Annotated in this window: 20 protein-coding genes and 1 riboswitch; of the genes, 11 read left to right on the top strand and 9 right to left on the bottom strand. The window is 66.0% G+C overall.

Annotated features, from left to right (window positions below; all coding sequences use genetic code 11):
* Positions 1 to 102: 102 nt before the first annotated feature.
* From AAGA11_04355 to AAGA11_04345, 3 genes are read right to left on the bottom strand one after another with little or no spacing between them, the layout of a single operon-like run.
* Positions 103 to 1,770: a choline dehydrogenase gene (locus AAGA11_04355; protein MEM9602069.1), complete on the bottom strand. Its 1,668-nt coding sequence runs from the start codon at positions 1,768 to 1,770 to the stop codon at positions 103 to 105.
* Positions 1,763 to 1,903, bottom strand: a complete 141-nt coding sequence (locus AAGA11_04350; protein ID MEM9602068.1) for a hypothetical protein — start codon at positions 1,901 to 1,903, stop codon at positions 1,763 to 1,765. The genes AAGA11_04355 and AAGA11_04350 overlap by 8 nt, the downstream gene beginning before the upstream one ends.
* A 29-nt stretch (positions 1,904 to 1,932) precedes the next feature.
* Positions 1,933 to 2,226 carry a DUF1330 domain-containing protein gene (locus AAGA11_04345; GenBank protein MEM9602067.1) on the bottom strand — a complete coding sequence of 98 codons (294 nt, stop codon included), beginning with the start codon at positions 2,224 to 2,226 and terminating at the stop codon, positions 1,933 to 1,935.
* A gap of 149 nt (positions 2,227 to 2,375) precedes the next feature.
* Here AAGA11_04345 and AAGA11_04340 point away from each other — a divergent pair, with 149 nt between their 5' ends.
* From AAGA11_04340 to AAGA11_04330, 3 genes are all read left to right on the top strand, one after another.
* Positions 2,376 to 3,239, top strand: coding sequence for a phospholipase A (locus AAGA11_04340; protein ID MEM9602066.1), 864 nt, complete (start codon positions 2,376 to 2,378; stop codon positions 3,237 to 3,239).
* A 132-nt stretch (positions 3,240 to 3,371) separates the two neighbouring features.
* Entirely contained in the window at positions 3,372 to 4,118 is a 747-nt protein-coding gene (locus tag AAGA11_04335; GenBank protein ID MEM9602065.1) for a class II aldolase/adducin family protein, read from the top strand.
* Positions 4,119 to 4,551: 433 nt separating this feature from the next.
* A complete protein-coding gene (locus AAGA11_04330) occupies positions 4,552 to 6,177 on the top strand; it encodes a BCCT family transporter (protein MEM9602064.1) in 1,626 nt (541 codons plus the stop codon).
* Between the two features lie 22 nt (positions 6,178 to 6,199).
* Here the strand turns inward: AAGA11_04330 and AAGA11_04325 are convergent, their stop codons facing one another.
* Complete coding sequence (locus AAGA11_04325; GenBank protein ID MEM9602063.1) at positions 6,200 to 7,720, bottom strand: malonyl-CoA synthase; 1,521 nt, start codon at positions 7,718 to 7,720, stop codon at positions 6,200 to 6,202.
* Between the two features lie 87 nt (positions 7,721 to 7,807).
* On the opposite strand from AAGA11_04325, the gene AAGA11_04320 reads away from it, so the two are divergent.
* The 8 genes from AAGA11_04320 to AAGA11_04285 all read left to right on the top strand — a co-directional run bounded on the left by AAGA11_04320 (position 7,808) and on the right by AAGA11_04285 (position 15,112).
* Entirely contained in the window at positions 7,808 to 8,833 is a 1,026-nt protein-coding gene (locus AAGA11_04320; protein MEM9602062.1) for an LLM class flavin-dependent oxidoreductase, read from the top strand.
* 3 nt (positions 8,834 to 8,836) lie between these two features.
* Positions 8,837 to 9,031 carry a 4-oxalocrotonate tautomerase gene (locus AAGA11_04315; GenBank protein ID MEM9602061.1) on the top strand — a complete coding sequence of 65 codons (195 nt, stop codon included), beginning with the start codon at positions 8,837 to 8,839 and terminating at the stop codon, positions 9,029 to 9,031.
* A 4-nt stretch (positions 9,032 to 9,035) separates the two neighbouring features.
* Positions 9,036 to 9,812 carry an alpha/beta fold hydrolase gene (locus AAGA11_04310; protein ID MEM9602060.1) on the top strand — a complete coding sequence of 259 codons (777 nt, stop codon included), beginning with the start codon at positions 9,036 to 9,038 and terminating at the stop codon, positions 9,810 to 9,812.
* A gap of 54 nt (positions 9,813 to 9,866) precedes the next feature.
* Positions 9,867 to 10,283, top strand: a complete 417-nt coding sequence (locus tag AAGA11_04305; GenBank protein MEM9602059.1) for an HIT family protein — start codon at positions 9,867 to 9,869, stop codon at positions 10,281 to 10,283.
* Between the two features lie 701 nt (positions 10,284 to 10,984).
* Positions 10,985 to 12,004: a nuclear transport factor 2 family protein gene (locus AAGA11_04300; GenBank protein MEM9602058.1), complete on the top strand. Its 1,020-nt coding sequence runs from the start codon at positions 10,985 to 10,987 to the stop codon at positions 12,002 to 12,004.
* 60 nt (positions 12,005 to 12,064) lie between these two features.
* Positions 12,065 to 12,871 carry a crotonase/enoyl-CoA hydratase family protein gene (locus AAGA11_04295; protein ID MEM9602057.1) on the top strand — a complete coding sequence of 269 codons (807 nt, stop codon included), beginning with the start codon at positions 12,065 to 12,067 and terminating at the stop codon, positions 12,869 to 12,871.
* 3 nt (positions 12,872 to 12,874) lie between these two features.
* Entirely contained in the window at positions 12,875 to 14,056 is a 1,182-nt protein-coding gene (locus AAGA11_04290) for an aminotransferase class V-fold PLP-dependent enzyme (GenBank protein MEM9602056.1), read from the top strand.
* Positions 14,057 to 14,074: 18 nt separating this feature from the next.
* Complete coding sequence (locus AAGA11_04285; protein ID MEM9602055.1) at positions 14,075 to 15,112, top strand: D-cysteine desulfhydrase family protein; 1,038 nt, start codon at positions 14,075 to 14,077, stop codon at positions 15,110 to 15,112.
* A gap of 22 nt (positions 15,113 to 15,134) precedes the next feature.
* On the opposite strand, the gene AAGA11_04280 is transcribed toward AAGA11_04285, so the two are convergent.
* From AAGA11_04280 to gcvT, 5 genes are all read right to left on the bottom strand, one after another.
* Positions 15,135 to 18,236, bottom strand: a complete 3,102-nt coding sequence (locus AAGA11_04280; GenBank protein ID MEM9602054.1) for an EAL domain-containing protein — start codon at positions 18,234 to 18,236, stop codon at positions 15,135 to 15,137.
* Between the two features lie 312 nt (positions 18,237 to 18,548).
* Entirely contained in the window at positions 18,549 to 20,084 is a 1,536-nt protein-coding gene (locus AAGA11_04275) for an AMP-binding protein (protein MEM9602053.1), read from the bottom strand.
* A 72-nt stretch (positions 20,085 to 20,156) separates the two neighbouring features.
* Positions 20,157 to 22,994: an aminomethyl-transferring glycine dehydrogenase gene (gene gcvP, locus AAGA11_04270; protein ID MEM9602052.1), complete on the bottom strand. Its 2,838-nt coding sequence runs from the start codon at positions 22,992 to 22,994 to the stop codon at positions 20,157 to 20,159.
* The gene (gene gcvH / locus AAGA11_04265) at positions 22,994 to 23,371 is read right to left on the bottom strand and encodes a glycine cleavage system protein GcvH (protein ID MEM9602051.1); all 378 of its coding nucleotides are present in this window, start codon (positions 23,369 to 23,371) and stop codon (positions 22,994 to 22,996) included. The genes gcvP and gcvH overlap by 1 nt, the downstream gene beginning before the upstream one ends.
* Positions 23,368 to 24,477, bottom strand: a complete 1,110-nt coding sequence (gcvT, locus tag AAGA11_04260) for a glycine cleavage system aminomethyltransferase GcvT (protein MEM9602050.1) — start codon at positions 24,475 to 24,477, stop codon at positions 23,368 to 23,370. The genes gcvH and gcvT overlap by 4 nt, the downstream gene beginning before the upstream one ends.
* Positions 24,478 to 24,616: 139 nt before the next feature.
* Positions 24,617 to 24,705, bottom strand: a riboswitch (glycine riboswitch).
* Positions 24,706 to 24,710 lie beyond the last annotated feature (5 nt).

The raw sequence follows: 24,710 nt of genomic DNA, 5'->3' as shown, positions 1-24,710 counted from the left end.
ATAAGGTGCGTCGTTCGCGCATTCAGCCTGCCATCGGAAACGGGCCTCCCGCTCCGCACCGTTGCAGGCGACGCTGCTCGGACCGCGCACGTCCGGGCAGGTTCAGCCGCCGGTGTCGAATGGCGCGACGAAGGCAAACCGGGCCTGCTCGGGTGGCAGGGGCACAACGCCGTTCAGGGTGTCAGCCGCACGCGCTGCAATCATCTGCGTGGGTGCGTTCAGGTTGCCACTGACAATGCGAGGCATGACCGACGCGTCGACCACGCGCAGCCCCTCGACCCCGTGTACCGCAAAGTTCGGGTCGACCACGCAGTCCTCACCCACGCCCATTCGGCAGGTGCCGCACGGGTGAAAGTCGGTGGTCGCCGTGGCGCGAATCCAGTGCACGATGTCCGCGTCCGACGCGTCACGCGAGATCGGATCGAGCGCGGGACCACGCAGGGCATCGAAAGCCGGTTGGGCGATCAGCTCGAGGGCGCGTCGCACACCCGAAACCATCTCGCTGAGGTCGAGCGGATGGGACAGGTAGTGGAACTGCATGTGCGGCTTGTCGGCCGGGTTGGCGCTGCGCAGCGTGACCGCCCCGCGGCTGCGGGGCCGCAACTGGTCGACGTGCAGCGCAAAGGCCTGTCGCAAGGCGATGCGCTTGCCCTCGTAGCTGAACCCCACCGGCCCGAAGTGGTATTGCAGGTCCGGGTACGCGGCATCGGCCGTGCTTCTGATCAGGCCACCCGCTTCCCAGATGTTGCTGGCCGCGACGCCGTCCCGGGCAAACAGCCAACGGGCACCGGCGAGGGCCTTGCGCACCGGGTGATCGACCTTGTGCACCGGGAACGCACGCGTGCAGGCGGTCTGGACGATCACGCTCGCGTGGTCCTGCAGGTGTTGGCCGACCGCGGGCACCGCGGCACGGCACGCGATCCCGTGGCGTTCGAGCTGTTTGCGCTCGCCGACGCCCGACAGCATCAACAGCTGTGGCGAATTGATTGCCCCGGCCGCGAGGATCACGTCGCAACCGGCACGCAACTCGAGCGTGCGCCCACGGCACACGGCGCGCACACCCACTGCGCGGCGGCCGTCAAACAACACCCGCTCCACCAGCGCGCGGGTGAGCAGGCGCACGTTGCCCCGGCGCAGCGCCGGGCGCAGGTGTGCGACCGCCGCACTGCACCGCCGTCCCCGCCACCGCGTGGCGTCGAGGCGGGCCACCCCTTCGGGGTCGAAGCCGTTCGGGTCGGTTGTTGCGCCCTGCCCGGCCTGCGCGCCTGCAGCCAGAAACGCGTCGTACAGCGGATTGTCGTAGCGACCGCGCGTGACCCCCAGCGGCCCCCCACTGCCCCGCCAGGCATCAGCGCCCCGGTCCGAGGTCTCACCGGCCTTGAAGTACGGCAGACAGTCGGCGTAGCGCCAGTGCGCGAGGCCGGGACGCTGTGACCAGGCGTCGTAGTCGAGCGGGTGCCCGCGCATGTAAACCATGCTGTTGATCGACGACGACCCGCCGACCACCTTGCCGCGCGGCATGTCGATCAGGCGATCGTCCAGAGTCGGTTCGGGGTCGGTCAGGTAATTCCAGTTGAGCTTGGGCTCACACCAGACGGCGTGCACACCGGCCGGCACGTGGATCATCAGATCGCGGTCGGGCGGCCCTGCCTCGAGCACGATGATGCGCCTGCCCGCGTCAGCGCCGAGGCGGTTGGCGAGCACACAACCGGCGGAGCCGGCGCCGACGATCACGTAGTCGGCTTCGATGACCTGGTCGACGTCAAACACGCGTCATGATGTCGTTGAGTGGCAGGCGTTCAAGCGCGGGCACGGTAGCGCCCGCAGCCGGACAGCCACAGACCAGCGGCACGAAGGGCCGTTCGTGAGACGGGCGACCGAGAATCTTCGTGAGAAATTTCATCGGGCTCGGCGTGTGCGATGGCCTGAGCGTCAGTCGCAGCCGTCGACGATCACCAAGGTGCATTTGGCGTTGGCGTGGCGGATCTTGGCGACCGGTGCATACTCGGGCGACTCGGCAAACGCCACGGCCTGCTCACGCGAGGGAAACTCGACCACCACGAGGCGGGACGGCGACCACAAGTCGCTCTCGCGTACTTGCATTTCACCCCCACGCACCCGGTACACGCCGCCGTAGCTCTCGACGATGGGTTTCGCGAGTGCCTTGTACTCCTCGTAGGCGTCCGGGTTGAGCAGTTGCGTGTCGACGATGACGTAGGCACTCATGGTGTTTTCCGTTCTGGCGGGAGTGACTAGGGTACCCCAGCGTGCGGGCTGCGCAACCCCGCGCCGTGTCGCCTCGCGATGCCCACAACGGCTGCGCTACACTGCGGCGCCAGCCACAGCGCTGCCCCACCCGTCCGACCGAGTGTCCCATGCCCCGAGGCCCGATTCGCCGCCTGCTCATCGCTGCGTGCAGCATCGCCGTTTCCGTGACTGCCCGTGCCGACGACGCGCGAAACGTGATCAACGACCCGCGGCTGTTTCGTGCCCACAAGCCGAACTACATCCTGCCCTTGAGCACGACGAACCGCGTCAACCGCGCGGTCTACACCGTCGAGGACACCGACCTCGCCGCGCGGTTGAAGCCGGAGGAAGTGGCCTTCCAGATGAGCCTGAAGGTGCAACTCAACGCCGACCCGCTGTTGCGCGGCGGCGATGCGGTGTTTTTCGGTTTCACGCTGAAATCGTGGTGGCAGCTCTACTCGCCGGACATCTCCAGCCCGTTTCGCGAAACAAACTACCAACCCGAGGTGTTCTACACCGCGCCTCTGCGGCTGGTGCCCTTCGGTGCAGACACCACGTTGACACTGGGGCTGGAGCACCAGTCGAACGGCCAGGTACAGGCTTACTCCCGCAGTTGGAACCGCCTCTACGCCGAGCTCGCGCTGCGCACGGAGCGGGCCTTTTTTGCGGTGCGACCCTGGTACCGGTTGCCCGAGGACCCCAAACCGTCGCCGGACAGTGCGCTCGGGGACGACAACCCGGACATCGACGACTTTCTCGGCCGAGGTCAGGTCCAGCTCGGTTGGCGCGGTGAGCGCATCGAGATCAGCAGCACACTGCACGGCAGCCTGTCGACGGGCAAGGGCGGGCTCAGGCTCATGCTCACCTACCCGTTGTTCAAGCGCTTCCGCGGCGTCGTGCACTACGTCGACGGCTACGGCGACTCGCTGATCGACTACAACCACAAGCAACGGCGGTTGGGATTGGGCGTGCTGCTGTCGGACCTCTTCTGAGCCGTTGCGCCGACCGTTGGCGCCACTGACGAGTCTCGGGACCGTCTGGCTAGCACACCGCCTGGGGATCGGTCACACTCGCCACGCGAGCCGGCCAAACCGGCTGCCCACGGTGACACCCGGAGACACCTCATGACAGCCATGCACCCGGACGAATGGCAACTCCGCTGCGACCTTGCCGCGTGTTACCGCCTGTTCGTCCACTTCGGCTGGACCGATCTGATCTTCACGCACCTGAGCGCGCGCGTACCGCACAGCGCGGACGAGTACCTGATCAACCCCTACGGCCTGTTGTTCGAAGAGATCACGGCCAGTACGTTGATCAAAGTCCGGTTTGACGGCACCGTGGTCGCTGGCGACTACCCCGTCAACACCGCAGGCCACCACATTCACAGCGCCATTCTACAGGCCCGTCCCGACATCAACGTGGCGCTGCACAGCCACACCCGAGCCGGCATTGCGGTGTCGTGCATGCCACAAGGCCTGTTGCCGCTGAGCCAGCAAGCCATGGAGGTGATCCAGTTCGTCTGCTACCACGACTACGCGTACTCGGTGGACGACCCCGACTACGAGTGCCGAAAGCTGGCCGAGGACATCGGCACGGACTGGCTCATGGTCATGCGCAACCACGGTCTGCTCGCTGCAGGCCGCACCGTGGCCGAGGCCTTCTACTACCTCTACACGCTCGAGAACGCCTGCAAGGTGCAGGTGGACGTGCTCGCGGCCACGGACACACCGGTGTTGCCCGCACCCGACGCCGTTGATGCGGTCGCGCGCAGCACCGCGATGCCGGCCGATGGCCCTGCCCCCTTTGTGCAGGACAGCTGGCGCGCGGTGCTTCGTCGCCTGCAGGACAGCGGCTCAAACTGGGCGACCTGAGCTGCCAGGCCACGCACTGAACGGCGTCGCGGTGCCGGGTGCCGCGCACGCCTTTGCCGCAGCCGTTCGGCCGAACCTCCGGCGTGGACTCGGCGGTACGGGCCCGAGCGGCACCAATAAAACCCTGCGTTATCAATAGCTTACCTATCAATTGGTAAGGCCATACCAATTCACCAACCGGTCTCGGTCCGTGACGTAGTACTCAGATACTTTATATAATTCGTATACGGTCGATATACGTTCTAGCACGTACAGAAAGACACCCGCAGCGGACCGCATCACACGGCACTCGGTGCGGTCTCACGGTGCCCGATCCTGCGACGGTGTTCCCACCCCACCAGGGTGGGACGCGCCGGTCTTTCTGCCTTTTGGTGTGCGCAGCGCGTGTCGGCCTCGGGCCACCGCACTGCGCCGTGAGCAGCTCGACATCGCGATGGCCAACCCACATACCGGATCTGCCTGGTGGTCGAACGCCACCGCCACCACGCTCGCCTCGGGCGTGCTGTTCGGTGTGGTCGCGCTCACGCTCTTCGCCCCCGTGACCCTCGGCACGGCCCTCGACTGGCTCAACGGCGCCATCATGTCGACGGTCGGCGCGGGCTACGTGTGGTTGCTCGCGCTGACCACCCTGTTGTGCGCCGTTTTGCTGTTGTGGCCCGGTGCCGGTCGACTGCGCTTGGGCCGATCAGGTGATCTGCCCGACTACAGCTTTGGTTCGTGGGTCGCGATGATGTACGGCGCCGGCCTGAGCGCCGCGTTGATCAAGTGGTCGATCGCTGAACCGGTCGAGTTCATGCACGCCAACCCTGACCTGATTCAGCAGGCCGTGGCCCCCGACACCACGGAAAACATGCGCATGGCAATGAAGTGGGCGTTTCTGCACTGGGGATTCGGTGCCTGGTCGAGCTACGCGGTGCTCGGTCTGGCCCTCGCCTTTGTCTGTCACCGACGCGGTTTGCCGCTCAACCTGGTCTCGCCCCTGCGCTGCTTCCTCGGCGACGCCACCGCGCGACGCCTGAGCACACCGGTCAACGCCCTCACGATTGTGTTGTGCGTGATTTGCGTGATGCAGATACTCCACTTCAGCATCGACCAGGTGCACGCGAACCTGGCCTTGCTCGGGTCCGAACTCGGCGTCGCCGTGCCCGATGCATCGGCGACCACGACGGCCGTCATGACGGTGCTGGCCGTGGGCCTTGGCAGCCTGTGCATTGCGAGCGGATTGCAGCGTGGTGTCCGCTGGATGGCGAACTCGAGCCTGGTCACCAGCGCGGTGTTGCTCGCCCTGCTGCTGACCGCGTCGTCGTTCAACGGTTTCAAGGCCCTGGTGATCTGCATCACAGACTACCTGGTGGCGCTGCCCGACATGGCCGTGCGCATCTGGCGTGGTGACGCGCTCGCAGCAGACCACAGCGTGCAACTTTCCGCCTGGCAGCTCGAGTGGTCGCTGTTTCACTGGACCTGGTGGATTCCGTTCACCGTCTTTGTCGGTTTGTTCATGGCCCGCATTTCCCGCGGCCGCACCGTGCGCGAATTCGTCCTGGGCGCCATGGTCGTGCCCTCCTTTCTGTGCTGGGTCTGGTTGACCTGGGCCGGTGGCACCGCCATTGACCTCGCCATGCACTCGGGCGGCGGCGCCTTCTGGGTCGGTGTGGAGAACGACCACAAGCTGTTCGTCCTGATCGCCAACCTCTTCTCCCCCGACGCTGCGATCGCGCTGTGCACGCTGGTCGTGGTGATGTTTCTGATGTACTCGATCACCTCGGTGAATGCGGTACTGTGGGTTGTCAGTGGCCTTGCCACACACGGCCGTGTCGCGCGCACAGCGCCGCGCAGCCACCTGTACTGGGCGGCCGTGTTGGCCGGGCTCGTCTGGGTCACTCACCAGCACGGTGCGGTTGCGGCTATCCAGGCGCTCGCCTGCGTCGCAGCGCTGCCGGTTTCGGTGTTGATCGCCGCAAACGCCCTGGCCTTGTGCAAGAGCGTGCTGGAAACCACCGGGGCACCCTGGCGCCCGTTTGCGCGACGAGACACGATCCTCGTCGGCGGCGACCACTGAATCGGGTGTTGCCGGACGGTCGCTACGGGGCCGGCTCGAACACCGAGACGTAGCTGTCGCGAAGCAGATTCTTCTGCACTTTCCCCATCGTGTTGCGCGGCAACTCCGACACGACCGCGTAGTGCTTGGGCTGCTTGAAACGCGCGATCTCGTCGCGGATGCGCGCGGCGATGGCATCGCAATCGAGCGTGACACCCTGCTCGGCCACCAACACCGCCACCACCCCTTCACCGAAATCCGGGTGTGGCGCCGCGATCACCGCAGACTCGAGCACACCCGCCTGCTCGTCGAGCAGCAACTCCACTTCCTTGGGGTAGATGTTGTAGCCGCCCGAGATGATCAGGTCCTTGCCACGGCCGACAATGTGCACATAGCCGTCGTCGTCCACCCGACCGAGGTCGCCGGTGATGAAAAAGCCGTTGTCGCGCAGCTCCTCGGCGGTTTTCTCGGGCATGTTCCAATACCCCGAGAACACGTTGTCCCCCCTGACCTCGATAACACCCACCTCACCGGCGGGTACCGTGTCCTCGCTGCCCGGGACACACACGCGCAGGTCTACCCCCGACAATGGCAGGCCGACCGTGCCAGGCCTGCGGTCTCCGTCATAGGGGTTCGAGGTGTTCATGTTGGTCTCGGTCATGCCGTAGCGCTCGAGAATGCGGTGGCCGGTGCGCTGCTCGAACTGCTTGTGGGTTTCGGCCAGGAGCGGCGCGCTGCCGGACACGAACAAGCGCATGTGGGCCGTCGCCTCGCGTGTGAAGGCGTCCTGGTCGAGTAAGCGGGTATAGAAAGTCGGCACCCCCATCATTGCGGTGCAGTCGGGCAACCAATGCAGCACACGCTCGGCGTTGAAGCCGGGCAGAAACACCATGCGGCAGCCGGCGAGCAGACAGATGTTGCTGGCGACAAACAGGCCGTGGGTGTGAAAGATCGGCAATGCGTGCAGGAGCACATCGTCCGCGCCGAACTGCCAGGCATCGACCAGCGTGCGCGCGTTGGACAGCAGATTGGTCTGGGTGAGCATGGCACCCTTGGACCGTCCGGTGGTGCCCGAGGTGTAGAGGATCGCAGCCAGGTCATCCCCGCTGCGCGGTGCCACCACCGCGCAGGGTTCGGCACCCGAGGCCAGCGCGCCAAGCGTGCCACCGCCCGCGTCGTCCAGCGTCAACACGCGCGCACCGTGCCGCTCGGCGGTGGCCGACAACGCCTCGGCGCGCTCCGGTGCCACAACGACCACACGCGGCCCCGCGTCGCCGATGAAATAGTCGAGTTCGTTGGCAGTGTAGGCGGTGTTGAGCGGCAGGAACACAGCACCCGCCTGCACACAGCCGGCGTAGAGCGCCAGCGCGTGCGCGGACTTGGCGACCTGCACCGCCACGCGGTCGCCGGGCTGGACGCCGGCGTCGAGCAACACCTGCGCGAGTCGCGCAGCGCAGGTGGCGAAATCACGGTGACGCCACACCGCGGCGTCATCCAGCACCAGGAACGGAATATCGCTGTCGCGGTGGGGCGCGAGCAGCGCATCAAACAGGGGATTCGTCACGGCACTGTCCGAGGTTGTATTGCGGGGTCGGTTCGCTATTCTACGACGAAGTCGGCAGAACCCCGACAGCAACCCACGCCTCGGACCATGAAATTTTCGCTACAGTTGTCGTCCTACCACCCGGACAAAGCCAGCGGTGGCGCGGCGGTGTACGCCGACATGCTGGAGCAGGCACGCTTGGCAGACCGCCTCGGCTACGACGCCGTGTCGATCACCGAGCACCACCTCATCAACATCCTGATGATGCCGGCGCCGCTGGTGTTCGCGACCCGCATCGCCGCAGAAACGGCGCACCTCAAGATCCTGACGTCGGTCGTCGTGCTGCCCTTGCACGACATGCGCACCTACGCCGGCGAGGTGATCGTCACCGACATGCTGACCGACGGCCGACTCTTGCTCGGCGTCGGTCGCGGCGCCTTCGGCTTCGAAATGGACCGGCTCGGCACACCGCTCTCGATCAGCCGAGCGAAATTCGACGAATCGCTCGAGGTGTTGCAGGCGCTGCTCACGCGTGAGGAGGTCAGCTGGAACGGCGAGTTCTACCGATTCGAGCCGCTGACCGTGATGCCCCGCCCGCGGACACCCGAGGGTCCGGCCTTGATGATGGCCGTCATGAACCCTGAAGGTATCGAGGCCTGCGCACGACGCGGCTTTCACATCCAGACAACACCGCTGGCGGGCAACCACGGCTTGCTGGTCGATCAGGTGGCGGCGTTTCACCGCGGCAAGGCCGCGCTCGGGGAGCGCGGTCGGGACCTGAGTCTGTCACTGTCCCGCGTCGCGTTTCTCAGCCGCAATCCGGCCGACCGTGCCGCCAAGCTGGCCCTCGCCGAGGCCTACTACAGCCGGTTCGACAACGTCTACACGGGTCCCGGGCAGGTCACTGCAGGCATGATCGACCCGCTGCCGCGCAGCCAGAGCCTGACGGAGCTGGCCGAGAGCCTGCTGATCGAGGACGCCGGTGAGATGGTTGATCAGCTCGGTGTCTACGCCGAGCTCGGCATCGACCGCGTGATCCTGAACATGAATTTCGGCGCGTCGCAGGCCGACACGCTCGACAACATCCAGCGCTTCGCCGACGAGGTGATGCCGCATTTCGCCGAGGAGTCCTGAGCCATGCCCGTGATCCAAGTCCAGTTGTTCGAGGGCCGCACCGTCGAACAGAAACGCGCCCTGGTGCGCGAGTTGACCGATGCCCTGGTCCGCACCTGCGGCGGTAACGCTGCAGCTGTGCACGTGGTGATTCAGGACGTCAAAAAAGAGAACTGGGGCGCCGGCGGTGCGCTCTGCAGCGACACCTTTGCAGACTGACGGCGTGCAACACACTGTCGACTGCGACTACAGCGTCGAGGGCAGCGGGCCACCGCTGGTGCTGATTCACGGCATCGGCGCGGCCCGCGACGCCTGGCGCTTCGTGACGCCGGATCTCACCGCACACTTCACTGTAGTCCGCTACGACCTGCGCGGCCACGGCTCGTCGCCGCCGGCCGAGCCCGGTTTCGGCCTCGAAGAGCTCGTCAACGACCTCGTGTCGGTGTGCGACCGAGCCGGCTTCGACGCGGTGCACCTCGCAGGCCACTCGCTCGGTGGCATGATCGCGCCCGCCTTCGCGCGACGCAACCCGGCGCGGGTGAGGAGCATGAGCCTGCTCTCAACAGCCGCGTTTCGCACAGCCGATGACCGCGCCAAGGTGGCGGCCGTGGTCAAGGCGATGACCGAACAGGGTATTGCGGACGTCTTGCCGACACTGACCAACCGCTGGTTCACGGACGATTTCATTGCGGCAAACCCGGCCGTCGTCGAGCGGCGCATGGCGCAGGTGATCGGCACCGACGCGGCGACATTCCTGAACGTGTTCCACATCTACGCCACAACAGAAATGCAACCCTGGATCGCTGACATCGAGACTCCGGCTCTGGTGCTGACCGGCGAACACGACGGCGGCTGCCCACCCCGCCTGAATGCACAGATTGCCGACGCAATGCCCAACAGCAGCCTGGTTGTGCTCGACGGGCTGAAGCACGCTGTGCAGCTCGAGGCACCGAAACGCGTCGCGGCTGCGGTGCGCGATTTCGCCTCGCGCCACCCCTGACACGGCAGGGTCAATGCGCCGTATACTGAGCCATCACCGAAGAGCCGCGCAGCCATGACCTACGACCCCGACAACATCTTTGCCAAGATCCTGCGCGAGGAGATCCCGAGCGAGCGGGTATTCGAGGACGAGCACACACTCGCCTTCATGGACATCATGCCCCGCGCCGACGGCCACCTGCTGGTCATCCCCAAGCAACCGGCACGAAACACGCTCGACGCCAGCCCCGAGCAACTGGCCCAGGTGATGACGACCGTGCAGCGCCTGTGCCACGCGGTGATGCGCGCGTTTGACGCCGAGGGCGTGACACTGCAGCAATTCAACGAAGCCGCCGGCGGGCAGGAAGTCTTCCACCTGCATGTCCATGTGCTGCCACGGCACGCGGGCGTCCCGCTCAGGCCACCGGGTCAGATGGGCGACACCGACGCCATCAAGGCCCACGCCGCCCGCATCCGCGCTGCCCTGGACTGAGCGCACGCCGCACGACCGGGTGCGACAACCCGCCATGCGCCGACCCGCGCTGGCGTCCTCGCGTACTGCGAAAGGCGTCACCGCCCGCGCGGCCCGTCGCGCGTCGCACACCGATCGGGCGACGACCGTCTGATCGAGGCCCAACCCGACGCCGCCGCGGCGGTCCGCTTGCCCCCAGTGCGCTGTGCGCCCGTCCCGGTGGCAGGCCGGCGACGCGTGCGAGCGCCACGGCGTGGGAACCGCGCTGAGGCCAGTGTCGCCAAGCTGTCGATCCGCCCCGCACCGGGCACCGTGCGGGGTGCAGGGCTCAGAGACCGAGGCAGCTGCGCAAGCAGAGCACCCGGTCACCCACCCCGTTGCTACCCCGCACGCGGCAATGTCGACGACGTCGCGTATCGACGCCGACGCACCCGAAACGCAGAGCGGTCGGGCGCTGACCGGCGGCAGCATCAAAAGCGCAGCCAAGAGCCAACCCGTGTTGCGCATCGCACAGTCCCGTGCAGCAGATGACCGGCACAGCCTGACCCAGGCAGCGGCATGGCACCGGACCGGCAACGCTGCCTGGGCACCGATTGTGGCACGGCTCGCTGGCCGCGCATCGTGTGTGCGACACCCGAACGACGAAACGCGGAGTGCTGTGCCGGGAACACAGCGACATCTGGCAGACTGTGCAGTCCCCCGTGAGCTCAAACGCCGATTCCATGGACCCGTTGCAAGCCGCCAAGCGCACCGTACAGCGTTACCAGGCCGACCTGGCCACCGCACCGATCGAGGCCTTGCCCGCCGTGTTGGCCAGCCACACCACCGCGGACTACCGGTGGCGCGGCAGCTACCCGTTTCGCGAATTCGACACGGTAACGGCCGCCGCCGAGGCCTTCTGGCAGCCACTCGCCGGCAGCTTCACCCGCCTGCAACGGCGCGAGGACATCTTCATCGCCGGGGAGAACCTCTACGGCGACGCGGGTGAGATCTGGGTCATGAGCATGGGCCACTTCGTCGGCCTGTTCGACGTGCCCTTTCTTGGCATTCAGCCAACCGGGCGGCTGGCGCACCTGCGGTACGCCGAGTTTTCGCGTATCGACGCCGACCGTATCGCCGAGACCGGGCTGTTCGTCGACCTGATCGGTCTCATGCAACTGGCCGGCTGCAACCCCGTACCGCCGGCAACCGGGGTGCACTTCGTCTACCCGGGACCGCGCGACCACGACGGCCTGTGCCTGACACCGCAGTCCCCGACCGAGTCGGAAAAAACCCTGGCCGTGCTGGACCGCATGGTCGAAGACCTTCGGGCGTTGAACGAGAGCGGGTCGATGACGTGCGCGCCGGAGGTGCTCGAGCGCAGCTGGACCGAGGACATGATCTGGTACGGTCCTGCCGGCATTGGCGCCACCTACACGATTCCGCGGTACCAACAGCAACATCAGCTGCCCTTTCGCTCGCAATTGGCCGACAAGCAATTCGTCGGGCACGTGTGCCGTTTCGCCGAGGGCAAGTTTGCGTGCTTCTTCGGCTGGCCCAACCTCAGCAACACCCCCATTGGCGGCTGGATGGGACTGCCCGGTGGCCGCGTTACCGCGCAGATGCAGGTGGTGGATGTGTACCGACGCGAGGGCGACAGGCTCAGCGAAAACTGGGTCATCATCGACCTGCCGTGGTGGCTCGAACAACAGGGTCTGGACGTGCTCGCACGCAACCGCGAGCTGCAGTTCCCGCACGCGTGAAAGCCGCCGGCGCGTTGCCACCGCTTGATACACTCCGGTCTCCTGATTGAGGAAGTTCGCATGCGACAACCCGCCAACGAGTGCGTCGTGATCCGCTGTGACGGTCCGCGTGCCCATGTGCAACTCAACCGACCGGACAAACTCAACGCCGTCAGCCTCGACATGATCGAGGACCTGATCGAAGCAGCCGCCATCGTGCGGGCGGACCGAGCGATACGCTGTGTGGTCCTCGAGGGTGCTGGCCGCTCCTTCTGCGCCGGCCTCGATTTCCCCTCGGCCGCCACCGAGCCCAAGCGCCTCGCCCGGTTCTTCGCGAAAGTCGTTCGCCGCGACAACCACTTTCAGCGCTGCTGCATGGTGTGGCGCGACCTGCCCATTCCGGTGATCGCCGTGCTGCAGGGCCACTGCCTCGGCGCTGGCGTACAAATCGCCATGGCGGCCGACTTCCGTTTTGCCAAGGGTGACCTCGAGCTCGCCATCATGGAAGCCAAATGGGGCCTGGTACCGGACATGTCGGGACTGGTCAGCTTGCCGGAGTGCGTGCCGATGGACCAGGCCAAACGCCTGGCCATGACAGCCGACCCGGTGGACGCCGTCACGGCATTGCGACACGGCCTGGTGACAGAGGTGATCGACGACCCGCACGCCGCTGCCCGAGCGCTCGCAGATCGCCTGATCGAACGTTCCCCGGATGCCCTCGCGTTGACCAAGACCCTCTTTCACCGCACGTGGTTCAGTGGCGCACGCTGGTCGTTGCTCTGGGAAACGTGGTATCAGATGCGTCTCATGCGCGGCCGGAACCACCGTGTCGCCCGCGCGCGCGCCGCCGGCAAGGACAGGGCGTTTGTGCCCCGTGCGGTGCGCTGAACGATGGCCCTCACCGACCAGGACATCACCCGCCTGCGCGCCGACACCGCGGGGTGTGAAGCGCGAATCCACTTCAACAACGCCGGCGCCTCACCGGTGCCGAACCCGGTGCACGCAGCAGTCACGGCACACCTCGAACGCGAGTGCCAGGTTGGCGGCTACCGAGCCGAGGCCGAGGCAGCCGAGGCACTCGGCCGTTTCTACAGCAACTTTGCGACGCTGTTGAACGCCTCAGCCGACGAGATTGCCTACGTCGAGAACGCAACACGCGCCTGGGACATGGTGTTCTACGGTCTGAAGCTCGTGCCCGGTGACCGCGTCCTCACACACGGCGCCGAGTACGTGTCGAACTACCTCGGCATGTTGCAGGTGGCACAGACGCGCGGCATTCACATCGACATCATCCCGTCGGATGCACACGGGCAACTCGATGTCGGGGCGATGGACGCCCTTGTCACGCCTCAGACACGCTGCGTCGCCATCACCCACGTGCCCACCCAGGGTGGCCTGGTCAACCCCGCCGAGGCAGTCGGTCGGGTCGCGCGCCGGCACAAGCTGTTCTACCTGCTCGACGCCTGCCAGTCAGCCGGCCAGATCGCACTGGACGTGGAGGCGATCGGCTGCGACGCGCTCTCGGGCACCGGGCGAAAATTTTTGCGAGGTCCACGAGGCACCGGTTTTCTCTACGTTCGGCGTAGCGCACTCGACCGCATCGATCCGCCCTTCGTCGACCTCCGCGCCGCTCACTGGGAATCCGACGCACATTACCGACTCGCCGACGGCGCCCGGCGGTTCGAGAACTGGGAGAGCTACGTCGCCGGCAAAATCGGCCTCGCAGAGGCCGTGCACTACGCGTTGGACCTCGGCGTGGACGCCATCGCACAGCGCGTACAACACCTTGCGGGCACCTTGCGGCGGTCACTGAGCGATCTGCCGGGTGTGGCGGTTCACGACCAGGGGGAGACGCGCTGCGGCATCGTCACATTTGACAAGCACGGCACTTCTCCGGACAGTATCGCCAACGCACTCGAAGCTCAGTCCATGGCCGTGTCGGTGTCAACACTTTCGAGTGCACGCCTCGATCTCGGCGTACGCGGCCTCGAGAACCTGGTGCGCGCGTCCGTGCATTGCTTCAACACCGAAGCGGAGATCAGCCGCTTCTGCGACGCCGTCGCGGCACTCTGACCTGGACACCCAACGCCGATGCGCCACGCCCTGCCCACCCTGTCGCACCCCCGCACCGAACTGGTCGCCCACGTGACGCCGTGCACCCGGCTCAACCGCCTGTCAAAGCACTTCGGCATCGACTTGTGGGTGAAGCGAGACGACCTCGCCGGCACCACACTCGGCGGCAACAAGTCCCGACAACTCGAGTTCTACTTCGGCGCAGCGCAGGCCGCTGACGCCGACACCGTGCTGATCACAGGCGCAGTGCAATCCAACTTCGTGCGCACCACGGTCGCCGCGGCCAACGCGCTCGGCATGCGTGCGGTGGTGCAGCTCGAAGACCGCGTGGCCGGCATGTCGGACACCTACCACCATTCAGGCAATGCCTGGCTGACCGAGATGCTCGGTGCCGAGATCATGCGCTACCCCGAGGGGGAAGACGAGGCCGGTGCAGACGCGGCGCTGCGCGCGCGCGCTGATCGCCTCAGGGCCGAGGGCCATCGGCCCTACGTGATCCCGCTCGCCGCCGGGAACCCCCCGCTTGGCGCACTGGGCTACGTGCGCTCTGCTGCAGAGATCCACACCGCGCACCCCGACGTCGATGCCGTCGTGGTGCCCTCGGGCAGCGGCATGACGCACGTCGGCACCGTGGCGGGCCTGCGCGCCTGCGGCAATACAGCGCCGGTCATTGGCAGCTGCGTGCGGCGACCTGAGGCGGCACAGCGGGCCCGCTTGCGCCACACGCTCGATCACCTCGTGGAAATCGAGCCGACACTGCCACGGCTGCCCGACGCCGACATTCAGCTCTGGGACGGCGCACTGTCTCCCGGTTACGGCCGGGCCGGCGAAACCGCACTCGACGCCATGCGGCTGATGGGCTTGCACGAGGGGATGTTGCTCGACCCGGTGTACTCGGGCAAAGCGTTCGCCGCGATACCCGCTCTGCTCGAAGGCGGCACCGTGCGACCCGGCCAGAAAGTGGTGTTCGTCCACACCGGCGGGCTCGGTGGCCTGTTTGCCTACGCCGACTCGGTGTTCCCCGTCACCCCGGGTGGGCCCGATTCACAAGGGTGACCCCAGATCGGCAGCGCACCTGTCAGCGCGTGTCGTCGGGCGCAGGAAAGGCGTTGAATGCACCCGGTATGCCCCCCTGCGAGACCATCCGTGGGTGCATGGCGACATTCGAAAGCGCGGGATCGCGATCGAGCACCCGTGGACACAGCGCCGCCGGGTCGGACAGCAGCGCGGTCATTGCCTCGCTCGGCAACGGTGAGCTGACATACTCGCCTTGCACTTCGTCACACTGCAAGCCCTGGAGGAAGTGCAGTTGGGCCTCGGTCTCGACACCCTCGGCAATGACACGCAAGCCGAGGCTCTGGGCCATCGCAATGATCGCGCTGACGATCGCGGCACTGTGCTGGGTGTCCAGCAGGTCGGCAATGAAACTGCGGTCGATCTTCACCCGCGTCAGCGGAAAGTGCTTGAGGTAGCTGAGCGACGAGTAGCCGGTGCCGAAATCGTCGAGCGCCACGCTGCAGCCCATCTCGCTAAACTGCCGCAGGGTGCAGGCGGTGACCTGCGTGTCCTGCAAGAGAACGGCCTCAGTGATCTCCACTTCCAGCGCACTGGCTGGCACCCCGTGCCGAGACAGCTCGGCCGCCACGTCGCTGGCCAGGTCGGGGTTGCGAAACTCCACAGGTGAAAAATTCACCGCGACGCGCGGGCACGCCAGACCGGTCTCCCGCCAGGTAGCAAGCTGGCGGCACACCACAGCGAACAGCTGCTGGCTGAGCACACCCATCAGCCCGTTTCGTTCGGCGAGCTCGATGAACTGGTGTGGCGGCACGAAGCCGAAGTCCGGGTGGTGCCAGCGCGCGAGCGCCTCGACGCCCTGCATGCAGCCAGTGCGCAGATCGACCTTTGGTTGGTACTGAACCGTCAGCGAATGGCTGTCGAGCGCATCATGCAAGTCCGACTCGAGGCGCAGACTCGCGACCATGCGATCGTTGATCGAGGCATCGTAGAAGCGAAAGTCACGGCGCGTGTCTGTGTCGATGATGTCCTGGACCGCACTGCTCGCTGCTTTCAACAGCGCCTCAGGCGCAGCGCCGTCACCCGGGAACACACTGACGCCGGCGCGCACATCGAGATGGTAGCTGTCGCCCTCGACTATCAGCGCCGCGTCGAACACCCGAAGGATGCGTTGCAGCAACGTCTGTACGATCTCGGTGTTGCCAAGATCCGTCAACAGAATCACCACTTCGCCGCCTTCCAGGCGCGAAATGCTGAACATCAGCTCTTCGTTCTCCGCAAGCGTGACGGTGTCGGTGTCGCGCAGTTGGTTCTGGATGCGCGAGACCGCCAGTTTCGTGAGTTTTTCAGCCACCGCATTACCCATGGTGTTGGCCACGCGCAGCAGTTTTTCCAGGGTCAGCACGACGACCGCGAATTCGGTGCCTTGCCGTCGCGATCGCTTGATCGACTGTTCGATGCGGTCGAACAGCAGCACGCGTCCGGGCAACGCACGGTTGGCCGACTCGGCGATGTACCGGAGTTCGATGTCGAGCTCGGGCGATGCGCCAGGCAGCCCGAGCTCGAGCCCTGCAAGGCCGCTCAAGTCGACCGCGTCGAGGTCTGCGTCGGGCTCTTCGAGCACGACCACCGGCACGGCGGCCGAATCCGCAGCCTCAGCGCCCGTGTCATCGATGCCGGTGGCCGTGACCGAGGCAAGGGCCGTCGACCAGGCAACCACGCGGTTGCGTCCGGTGTTCTTGGCCTCGTACAAGGCCAGGTCTGCTCGCTCGACCAACTCCTGCGGCGACTGGGTGGTACCCTCCAAAGTCGCGACACCGAAACTCGACGTGACCTGTAACGCGTCGTCGGTAAAACGCGCACCGTCGCCACGCTCCACGGCCTGGCGCATCCGGTCGGCAACTTCGAGGCACCCGTCGGCGTTGACGCCGGGCAACACGACACAGAACTCTTCCCCACCCAGGCGACCCACCAGGTCGTTCGGCCGGGAATGCCGCGTGAGAATGCGCGCGAGCATCTTGATCACCTGGTCGCCGGCGGCGTGACCGAAGCGGTCATTGACCGATTTGAAGTGGTCGATGTCGACCATGATGCAGCTGAGCGGATGCCCTGCACTCCGGGCCTCGTCGATCAACGCACCGAACCCGTCGAACAACGCACGGCGGTTGAGCGCTCCGGTCAACGAATCGCGGGTTGCCAGCACGTGCAAGGCCCGGTTTTGTCGGGTGATCTCGCGCTGGCTGTGCTCGAGTTTGTCGAGCGTCTTCTGCAACGCCTCGTTCTTGACCTCGACTTCGGTGATGTCATCGAAGGTCACGAGGGCGCCACGCACGTCCTCACCGTCCGCACCGATCGGCGTGGCATTGACCACGAAATGAAAAGCCTCACCCGCCGCCGTGCGCAACGCCAACGGCGCGCCCTGTACTGTTATTCCGTGTTGTACGGACGCCAGCCACGGCAGTTCGACCGGCTCGCCGTCGCTGTCAACCCAGTGCAAGTCTCCGCTACGACGCCCCATCAGTTCCGCGACCGGCCAGCCAGTCCTCTTCGCGAAGGCCGCATTGGCAAACAGAATGTGGTCGTCCTCGTCGACAATCACGAGCCCCTCGGAGAGGGTATTGAGTGCCCTGCCGACGCGCGACGGGATGATCGCGTCCGGGTCGAGTTCGCGCAGGATGCGGCGCAGGTACAGAAAATAGGCAAGGAAACCCGACAGCGCGACGAACACCAGCGTCGCTGGCAAGGACTGCCGCCACGGGACCGCTCCGGCCCCGTCGGACAGGTCGACGAAGCGCAATTCCACGTCGCCCCAGCGTTCGCCTCCGGTGTATATCGGCACGCGCACCTGCGTTGGCACCGATGCTTCGCCGGGCTCGAGGGTCCAGTGTTGCGCGTGGTCGCCGAAGGCCATGAGCGCGGTGCCGGTGCTGTCCCGCAGTCCGGCCGAGCGCACGAGCTCGTTGCGCTCCACCGCGGCGAGCAAGGTCGGCTCGACCAGCGTGTGTGCGTCGTGGTGCAACGCGGCTGACACCTGGACAGCCAGCGACTCCGCGATCAGGTTGCGCGCGGTCAGGGCAGTGTCCCGTGTGCTGGGCACCAGACCGAGAAGGTCGGCGACCAGCAAAACCGAGACGGTGAGCATCACCAGTCCGAAACTGGTGCGCACCGAAGGAGACCTGTAAAAGCGTTTCATACGGCTCGTGCTGCTGACAGCTCGTAACATCCTGCCGCGTCGGGGTGACAACTGAACCCTTAGCGGCAGCGAAACGACATAATTCAGGTGTGATGAGACAGAGCCCGAGGCAACTCAACCGCAGCAACACGGCACTGATGGGCAGTCTCGGGGATCAACTGGCGTTGGCACTGTCCTCAACGCCGTCCCCGGGGGAAAACCACTCGCCGCAGTCGGCGTCGCACAGGTGACTCCTCGACGGGCGCTGGCACGGGATACCGGGCCACGCCACGCCGACCCCGCGGCCTAGCCGTCGCGCAACCGCGTTTCCAGGTGGTGACGCTGGATCTTGCCGGTGGTCGACCGGGGTATGTCTGCATGGGCGACAATGCGGTAGTCCCGCGGGTGCTTGTAGCGCGCCAACCCCTCGAGGCAACAGGCCTCGAGTTCGCCGACGGCGACCGCGCTGCCGTCGGTGACGATGAAGGCCACCGGCACCTCACCCCACGTGGGATCCGGCTGCCTGACCACCACGGCCTCCACCACCGCAGGGTGGAGCTTCAACACCCCCTCGACTTCCGCCGGGTAGATGTTTTCGCCACCGGACTTGATCAGGTACTTCACCCGATCGACATAGTCGAGCGTGCCATCGGGGTTGCGCCTGAGCACATCACCCATGTGAAACCAGCCGTCGCGAAAGTCGTGGAGGTTGGTCTCCTCGTTCTCCCAGTAGCCGCTGAACACCGTGGGACCACGCACGGCAACTTCGCCGGGTTCGCCAATCGGCACCGTCAAGCCCTCGGGATCGACCAACTTGATCTCACAGAACGCACTTTGCCGTTTGGCGAGGTTGCTGGGCGGGACGCCAATGTCCAACAGCGCGCCGGTGGCAGGCGGGAAGCCGGTTTCGGTCGCACCGAAAGTGTTGAGGTACGGCGCGTCGAGCGCCGCCGTGATCGCTGCAATGTCATCGGCCGGCACGAGGTCGGCCATGGCACCACAAATGCCCACCCCGACCACCTTGGCCTCGCGGGCACGCAAGCGCGAGGCGAAGTCACCGACCATACCGGGCATCACGATCAGGTAGCGCATCGGCACGGCTTCGAGCAGGTCGATCAGCCGATCGGCGTCGTAGCCGTCGACCGGGTAGACCGTGCCCCCCGACATCAGGGTGGCGAGCATATGGTCGGTCGAGGCCATGTGGTACATCGGCGCCCAGGCGACAAAATTGTCCCCGATCGGTACGTCCATCTCCGAGCGGTAGCATTGTGCCCTCGCGACCATGGCACGGTGAGACACCAATGCCCCCTTCGGCAAGCCGGTGGTGCCGCTGGTGTAGAGGATGATCAGACCGTCTTCGCCACCCGCCTCGATGTCCACGGGTTCGCCGAGGTGTGCGGCGAACGCCGCATCGAGCTCGGCTCCGATACGCAAGCACGGCACATCGAGTCCGTCAATGGCGGCGATTGCATCATCGAACTCGGCTTGCAGGATCAACAGCCTCGGGCTGACCAGGGTGATGCAGTGCGCGAGCTCGCGTGTGCCGAGACGCCAGTTCAGGGCCGCGGTGATCGCGCCGCACTTGGCCGCAGCGAGTTCAAGCTCGACGTATTCGAGGCAATTTCGTGCCAGAAGCGCAACCCTGTCACCACGCACGAAACCGCGCGCGCGCAGCATGGCCGCCATGGCGTTACTGCGCTGCTCACACTCCCGGTAACTGACACGTCGCCCGGCCTCGACAATGGCGGGGTGCGCCGGGTTGGCTTCCGCACGCGAGCGGAACAGCCCGCCCACGCTGGCCGCGCCCGCTTTCCGAATGCGGCTTGCTTCACGCTGATTCATCCCGTCACCGTCATGCTGCGATGCCGCGCATTGTGACGGTGACGGGAATTCCGCCGCAAGCAGCAAGCGGCATCAGGCGGACTCGGCGTAGTCCTCCAGCGGAGGGCACGCGCACACGAGGTTGCGGTCGCCGTAGACGTTGTCAATCCGCGACACCGGCGGCCAATACTTGGCCTGGGCCTGCTGTACCCCAGCTGGAAACGCGCCCTGCTGACGGCTGTAGGGGCGAGTCCAGTCGTCCGCGAGCAGGTCACTCGCCGTGTGTGGTGCGTGCCGCAGCGGGCTGTCTTCGGCCGCGTAGGCACCGTTGCGGATCGCGTCGATCTCCTCTCCGATGGCCAGCATCGCATCGCAGAAGCGGTCAACCTCAGCCAACGACTCGCTCTCTGTCGGCTCGATCATCAGCGTGCCCGCCACTGGGAAGGACATGGTCGGCGCGTGAAAACCGAAGTCGATCAGGCGCTTCGCCACGTCATCGACCGTCACGCCAAGCTCGTCCTTGACCGGCCGCAGGTCGATGATGCACTCGTGCGCCACGCGGCCGTTGTCATCACTGTAGAGCACCGGGAAAACGTGACCAATGCGCCGCGCAATGTAATTCGCGCTCAGCAGCGCCACTGCGCTCGCCTGACGCAAGCCCTCGCTGCCCATCATGCGCAGGTACATCCAGACGATCGGGAGGATGCTCGCCGAGCCGTAGGGGGCCGCCGCGACGACACCGGTTTGGTCACCCCAGGCACGGTGCCCCGGCAGGAAGGGCGCCAGGTGTGCCTTCACACCGATTGGCCCGACACCCGGCCCACCGCCACCGTGCGGAATGCAGAAAGTCTTGTGCAGGTTGAGGTGCGACACGTCTCCGCCGTACTCACCCGGTGCCGCCAATCCCACCTGCGCGTTCAGGTTCGCGCCGTCGATGTACACCTGGCCACCCGCCGCGTGAACGCGGTCGCAGATGTCGCGCACGGCTTGCTCGAACACGCCATGGGTGGACGGGTAGGTGATCATGATGGCCGCGAGCTGCTCACGGTGCGCGTCGATCTTGTCTTGAAGGTCCGAGACGTCGACGTCGCCGCGGTCGTCGCAAGCCACCACCACCACGCGCATGCCGCACATCTGGGCACTCGCCGGGTTGGTGCCGTGCGCGGACTGCGGAATCAGGCAGACGTCACGGTGGTGGTCACCGCGCGAGGCGTGGTAACGCTGAATGGCCAACAGACCGGCGTACTCACCCTGACTGCCAGCATTGGGCTGCAGCGACATCGCATCGTAGCCAGTGCAGGCACACAGCCAGGCTTCGAGGTCGTCGATCAGGCTGGCGTAGCCGGCCGTCTGCGAGGTTGGCGCAAAGGGGTGCACCCCCGCAAACGCCGGCCAGCTGACCGGCATCATCTCGCTCGCCGCGTTCAACTTCATGGTGCACGAGCCCAGCGGAATCATCGCACGGTCGAGCGCGATGTCGCGGTCGGCCAACAGCCGCAGGTAACGCATCATCTCGGTTTCGCTCTGATACCGGTTGAACACGGCCTGCGTGAGTGGCCGGTCACTGCGAAGGAGCGCAGTTGCAATTTGTGGTGCGGCCACCGCACAGGAAACCGGCGCAACGCCACGGGCTGCCGCCAGCGCGGCAAGCAAGGCGTCGAGCTCGTCCCGGGTCACGGTTTCATCGAGCGCAATGCCAACCCCGCTGTCGAGCGGACGCAGGTTGAACCCGGCGTCTTCGGCGGCCGTCAGCAGCGCCTCGGCATCGTCAGCCGCAATCGTCACGGTGTCGAATCGGTCAGCCTCGTCGACCGCGAAACCGAGCGCCCGCAACGCATTGACCAGGCTTGCGGTTTTTCCGGCAACGTCAGTGGCAATCTCACGCAGGCCGCCAAAGCCGTGGTAGCAGGCGTACAACGTCGCCATGATCGCAAGCAGCGCCTGCGCAGTGCAGATGTTCGAGGTCGCTTTTTCACGTCGAATGTGCTGCTCGCGCGTCTGCAGAGCCAGGCGGTAGGCAGCCCGCCCGGCCGCGTCGATGGATTGCCCTACCAGACGCCCCGGCAGGTTGCGTTTGAGTTTGTCGGTCGCGGCGAGAAACCCCGCATGCGGTCCGCCAAAGCCCAGTGGCACGCCAAAGCGCTGTGCGCTGCCGACTGCGATGTCGGCACCCCACTGCCCGGGCGGGGTCAGCAGTGTGAGCGCCAGCAGGTCGGTCGCGGCGATCACCAGAGCGCCGGCGTCGTGCGCGGCCTTCGCCAGCGCGCTGCAGTCACAGACGCCGCCGGTGGTGCGTGGGTACTGCAACAGCACGGCGAAGGCGTCGCTGGCGTCCACACCGTCGTCGTCGTCGAATTCGACAACCTCGATACCCAGCGGTGTCGCACGGGTACGCACCACGTCGAGGGTTTGCGGGTGGCAGTGGCGCGAGACCAGAAACCGGTCGCGCCCGCGCACCTGGCGGTGGGCAAGCGCCATCGCTTCAGCCGCCGCGGTCGCCTCGTCGAGCAAGGACGCGCCGGCGACGGCCAGCCCGGTGAGCTCGGTGACCAGCGTCTGAAAGTAGAACAGCACCTCGAGCCGGCCTTGCGATATCTCGGGCTGATACGGCGTGTAGGCGGTGTACCAGCCCGGGTTCTCGAACACGTTCCGCGCGATCACAGGCGGCGTGTGCGTGCCAAAATACCCCTGCCCGATCAGGCTGCGAGCAACCGTGTTGCCGCAGGCTTTATCGGCGAGCTCTGCAAGCGCAGCAGGTTCGTCGAGTGGTGGCGGCAACTGCATGGTGTCCTGCCGACGGATCGACGCCGGCACGATCTGCTCGATCAGGGCGTCCAGGCTCAACACGTCGAGTTTCGCCAGCATCCGACGCTGATCAGCGTCGCTTGGCCCGATGTGACGCTTGAGAAAGGGGGAAACAGACTCGCTCATCAGCCGATGCTCGCCTGATAGCCGTCGGCGTCAAGCAACGCGTCCGCCTGAGACGCGTCGCTCGGCTCGATCACGAACAACCAACCGTTCTCGTAGGGCGCGTCGTTGACCAGTTCCGGGCTGTCGGCCAGTTCGCCGTTGACCTCGATCACGGTGCCACCGACCGGTGCGTAGATGTCGGACGCGGATTTCACCGACTCGACCACGGCGATCGCTTCGCCGGCCTCGACCACACGCCCGACCTCCGGCACCTCGACGAACACCACATCACCGAGCTGGTCTTGTGCGTAGTCGCTGATACCACACGTTGCACGCCCCTCTTCGAGTTTGCACCACTCGTGGCTCTCGGCGTATTTCAGATCCGATGGCAAGTTCATGTTCCCCTCTCCTCGTTGCTTGGCAGTGTGGATTGGCCGTTCCTCACAAAGGGAAACGGCACAACCGTGACCGGGACGTGACGCCCCCGAATGTCAACGTTCAAGGTCTCTCTGCAGGGATGCTCGACACGGGCGAGCGCGACCGAACGCGCGGTCGTGGGCGAGAATCCCCCGCTGGTAATCTGACCAATATGGCGATCGCCGTCGTAGACGTCCTGGTGGCCGCGCAGCACCCCACGGCCGTCCAGCACCAGCCCGACCAACTGCCGGGTGACGCCGTCCGCGCGCTGGCGTTCGAGGGGTGCACGACCGATAAAATCCCGATCCGGATCCGACCAGTCAACCGTCCAACCGAGGCGCGATTCGAGCGGCGTGACGCCGTCGTCGAGATCGTTGCCGTAGAGAGCCATGCCCGCCTCGAGCCGCAGCGTGTCGCGCGCGCCGAGACCCGCAGGGCTGACTCCCTGCGCCAACAACGCCTGCCACAGAGCATCGGCGTCGGCAGCCGGCACAGCCACCTCGAAACCGTCTTCACCGGTGTAGCCGGTGCGCCCGACAAACACGTCGCCGTGCTCGATCGCCTGAAACCGGTCGAGCGCTGCGGCCTGCCGTCCGACGTCCGACGCCAGCGCAGCGACTGCCTTGTCAATCGCCTCGGGCCCCTGCACGGCCACCATGGCGAGCGCATCGTCAGAGGTGAGCGCGACCTCGAAGTCCGCCGCCACCTGGGCCATCCAGGCAGCGTCCGACTCGCGTGTGGCCGCGTTGCTGATGACGCGGTAGCGGTTGTCGCCGAAGCGGTAGGCAATCAGGTCGTCGATCACACCGCCGTCCGGGTTGAGCATGCAGCTGTAGAGCGCGCGTCCATCGGTGTCGAGTTTCGCCACGTCGTTGCCGAGCAAACGGCGCAGGAACGCGGTCGCACCCGCACCCTCGACCGACGTGTGCGCCATGTGCGAGACATCGAACATACCGGCGTGACGGCGCACCGCGTGGTGCTCATCGACTTGCGAGCCGTAATTGATCGGCAGTGCCCAGCCTGCAAAGTCCACGACCTTGCCACCGGCATCGAGGTGTTGTTGGTGCAGCGGGGTGTGTTGGGGCATCAGGTTTTCCGTTCGGGTCAGATGACCGACACGCCTGTGCGCGTCGCATCGCCCCTCTGTCCGGTTACCTGAGAGATTGAGCCGCTGACGCGGCCTTACCCCGTTGGCGGGCGCGTCTCGCGCCACTCTCCAGAGTCGACTGTTTCTGCAGGTCCGGGTACCTGAGCGTTTCCGGGCGGGTTGCGCCTTCGGCGGCTCGCAGTGCGAGCACTCTCCCTGCAGAACGTAACGTC

Source organism: Pseudomonadota bacterium, assembly GCA_039196715.1.
Classification (GTDB): domain Bacteria; phylum Pseudomonadota; class Gammaproteobacteria; order CALCKW01; family CALCKW01; genus CALCKW01.
The sequence above is the reverse complement of the archived record's forward strand: the minus strand, read 5'-3'. Positions and strand labels throughout refer to the sequence as shown.

Excerpts from the sequence above, each read along its gene's own strand:
- AAGA11_04350 (MEM9602068.1), bottom strand. The coding sequence starts at position 1,903 with ATGAAATTTCTCACGAAGATTCTCGGTCGCCCGTCTCACGAACGGCCC.
- AAGA11_04345 (MEM9602067.1), bottom strand. The coding sequence starts at position 2,226 with ATGAGTGCCTACGTCATCGTCGACACGCAACTGCTCAACCCGGACGCC.
- AAGA11_04340 (MEM9602066.1), top strand. The coding sequence starts at position 2,376 with ATGCCCCGAGGCCCGATTCGCCGCCTGCTCATCGCTGCGTGCAGCATC.
- AAGA11_04335 (MEM9602065.1), top strand. The coding sequence starts at position 3,372 with ATGACAGCCATGCACCCGGACGAATGGCAACTCCGCTGCGACCTTGCC.
- AAGA11_04330 (MEM9602064.1), top strand. The coding sequence starts at position 4,552 with ATGGCCAACCCACATACCGGATCTGCCTGGTGGTCGAACGCCACCGCC.
- AAGA11_04320 (MEM9602062.1), top strand. The coding sequence starts at position 7,808 with ATGAAATTTTCGCTACAGTTGTCGTCCTACCACCCGGACAAAGCCAGC.
- AAGA11_04315 (MEM9602061.1), top strand. The coding sequence starts at position 8,837 with ATGCCCGTGATCCAAGTCCAGTTGTTCGAGGGCCGCACCGTCGAACAG.
- AAGA11_04305 (MEM9602059.1), top strand. The coding sequence starts at position 9,867 with ATGACCTACGACCCCGACAACATCTTTGCCAAGATCCTGCGCGAGGAG.
- AAGA11_04300 (MEM9602058.1), top strand. The coding sequence starts at position 10,985 with ATGGACCCGTTGCAAGCCGCCAAGCGCACCGTACAGCGTTACCAGGCC.
- AAGA11_04295 (MEM9602057.1), top strand. The coding sequence starts at position 12,065 with ATGCGACAACCCGCCAACGAGTGCGTCGTGATCCGCTGTGACGGTCCG.
- AAGA11_04290 (MEM9602056.1), top strand. The coding sequence starts at position 12,875 with ATGGCCCTCACCGACCAGGACATCACCCGCCTGCGCGCCGACACCGCG.
- AAGA11_04285 (MEM9602055.1), top strand. The coding sequence starts at position 14,075 with ATGCGCCACGCCCTGCCCACCCTGTCGCACCCCCGCACCGAACTGGTC.
- AAGA11_04275 (MEM9602053.1), bottom strand. The coding sequence starts at position 20,084 with ATGAATCAGCGTGAAGCAAGCCGCATTCGGAAAGCGGGCGCGGCCAGC.
- gcvP (MEM9602052.1), bottom strand. The coding sequence starts at position 22,994 with ATGAGCGAGTCTGTTTCCCCCTTTCTCAAGCGTCACATCGGGCCAAGC.
- gcvH (MEM9602051.1), bottom strand. The coding sequence starts at position 23,371 with ATGAACTTGCCATCGGATCTGAAATACGCCGAGAGCCACGAGTGGTGC.
- gcvT (MEM9602050.1), bottom strand. The coding sequence starts at position 24,477 with ATGCCCCAACACACCCCGCTGCACCAACAACACCTCGATGCCGGTGGC.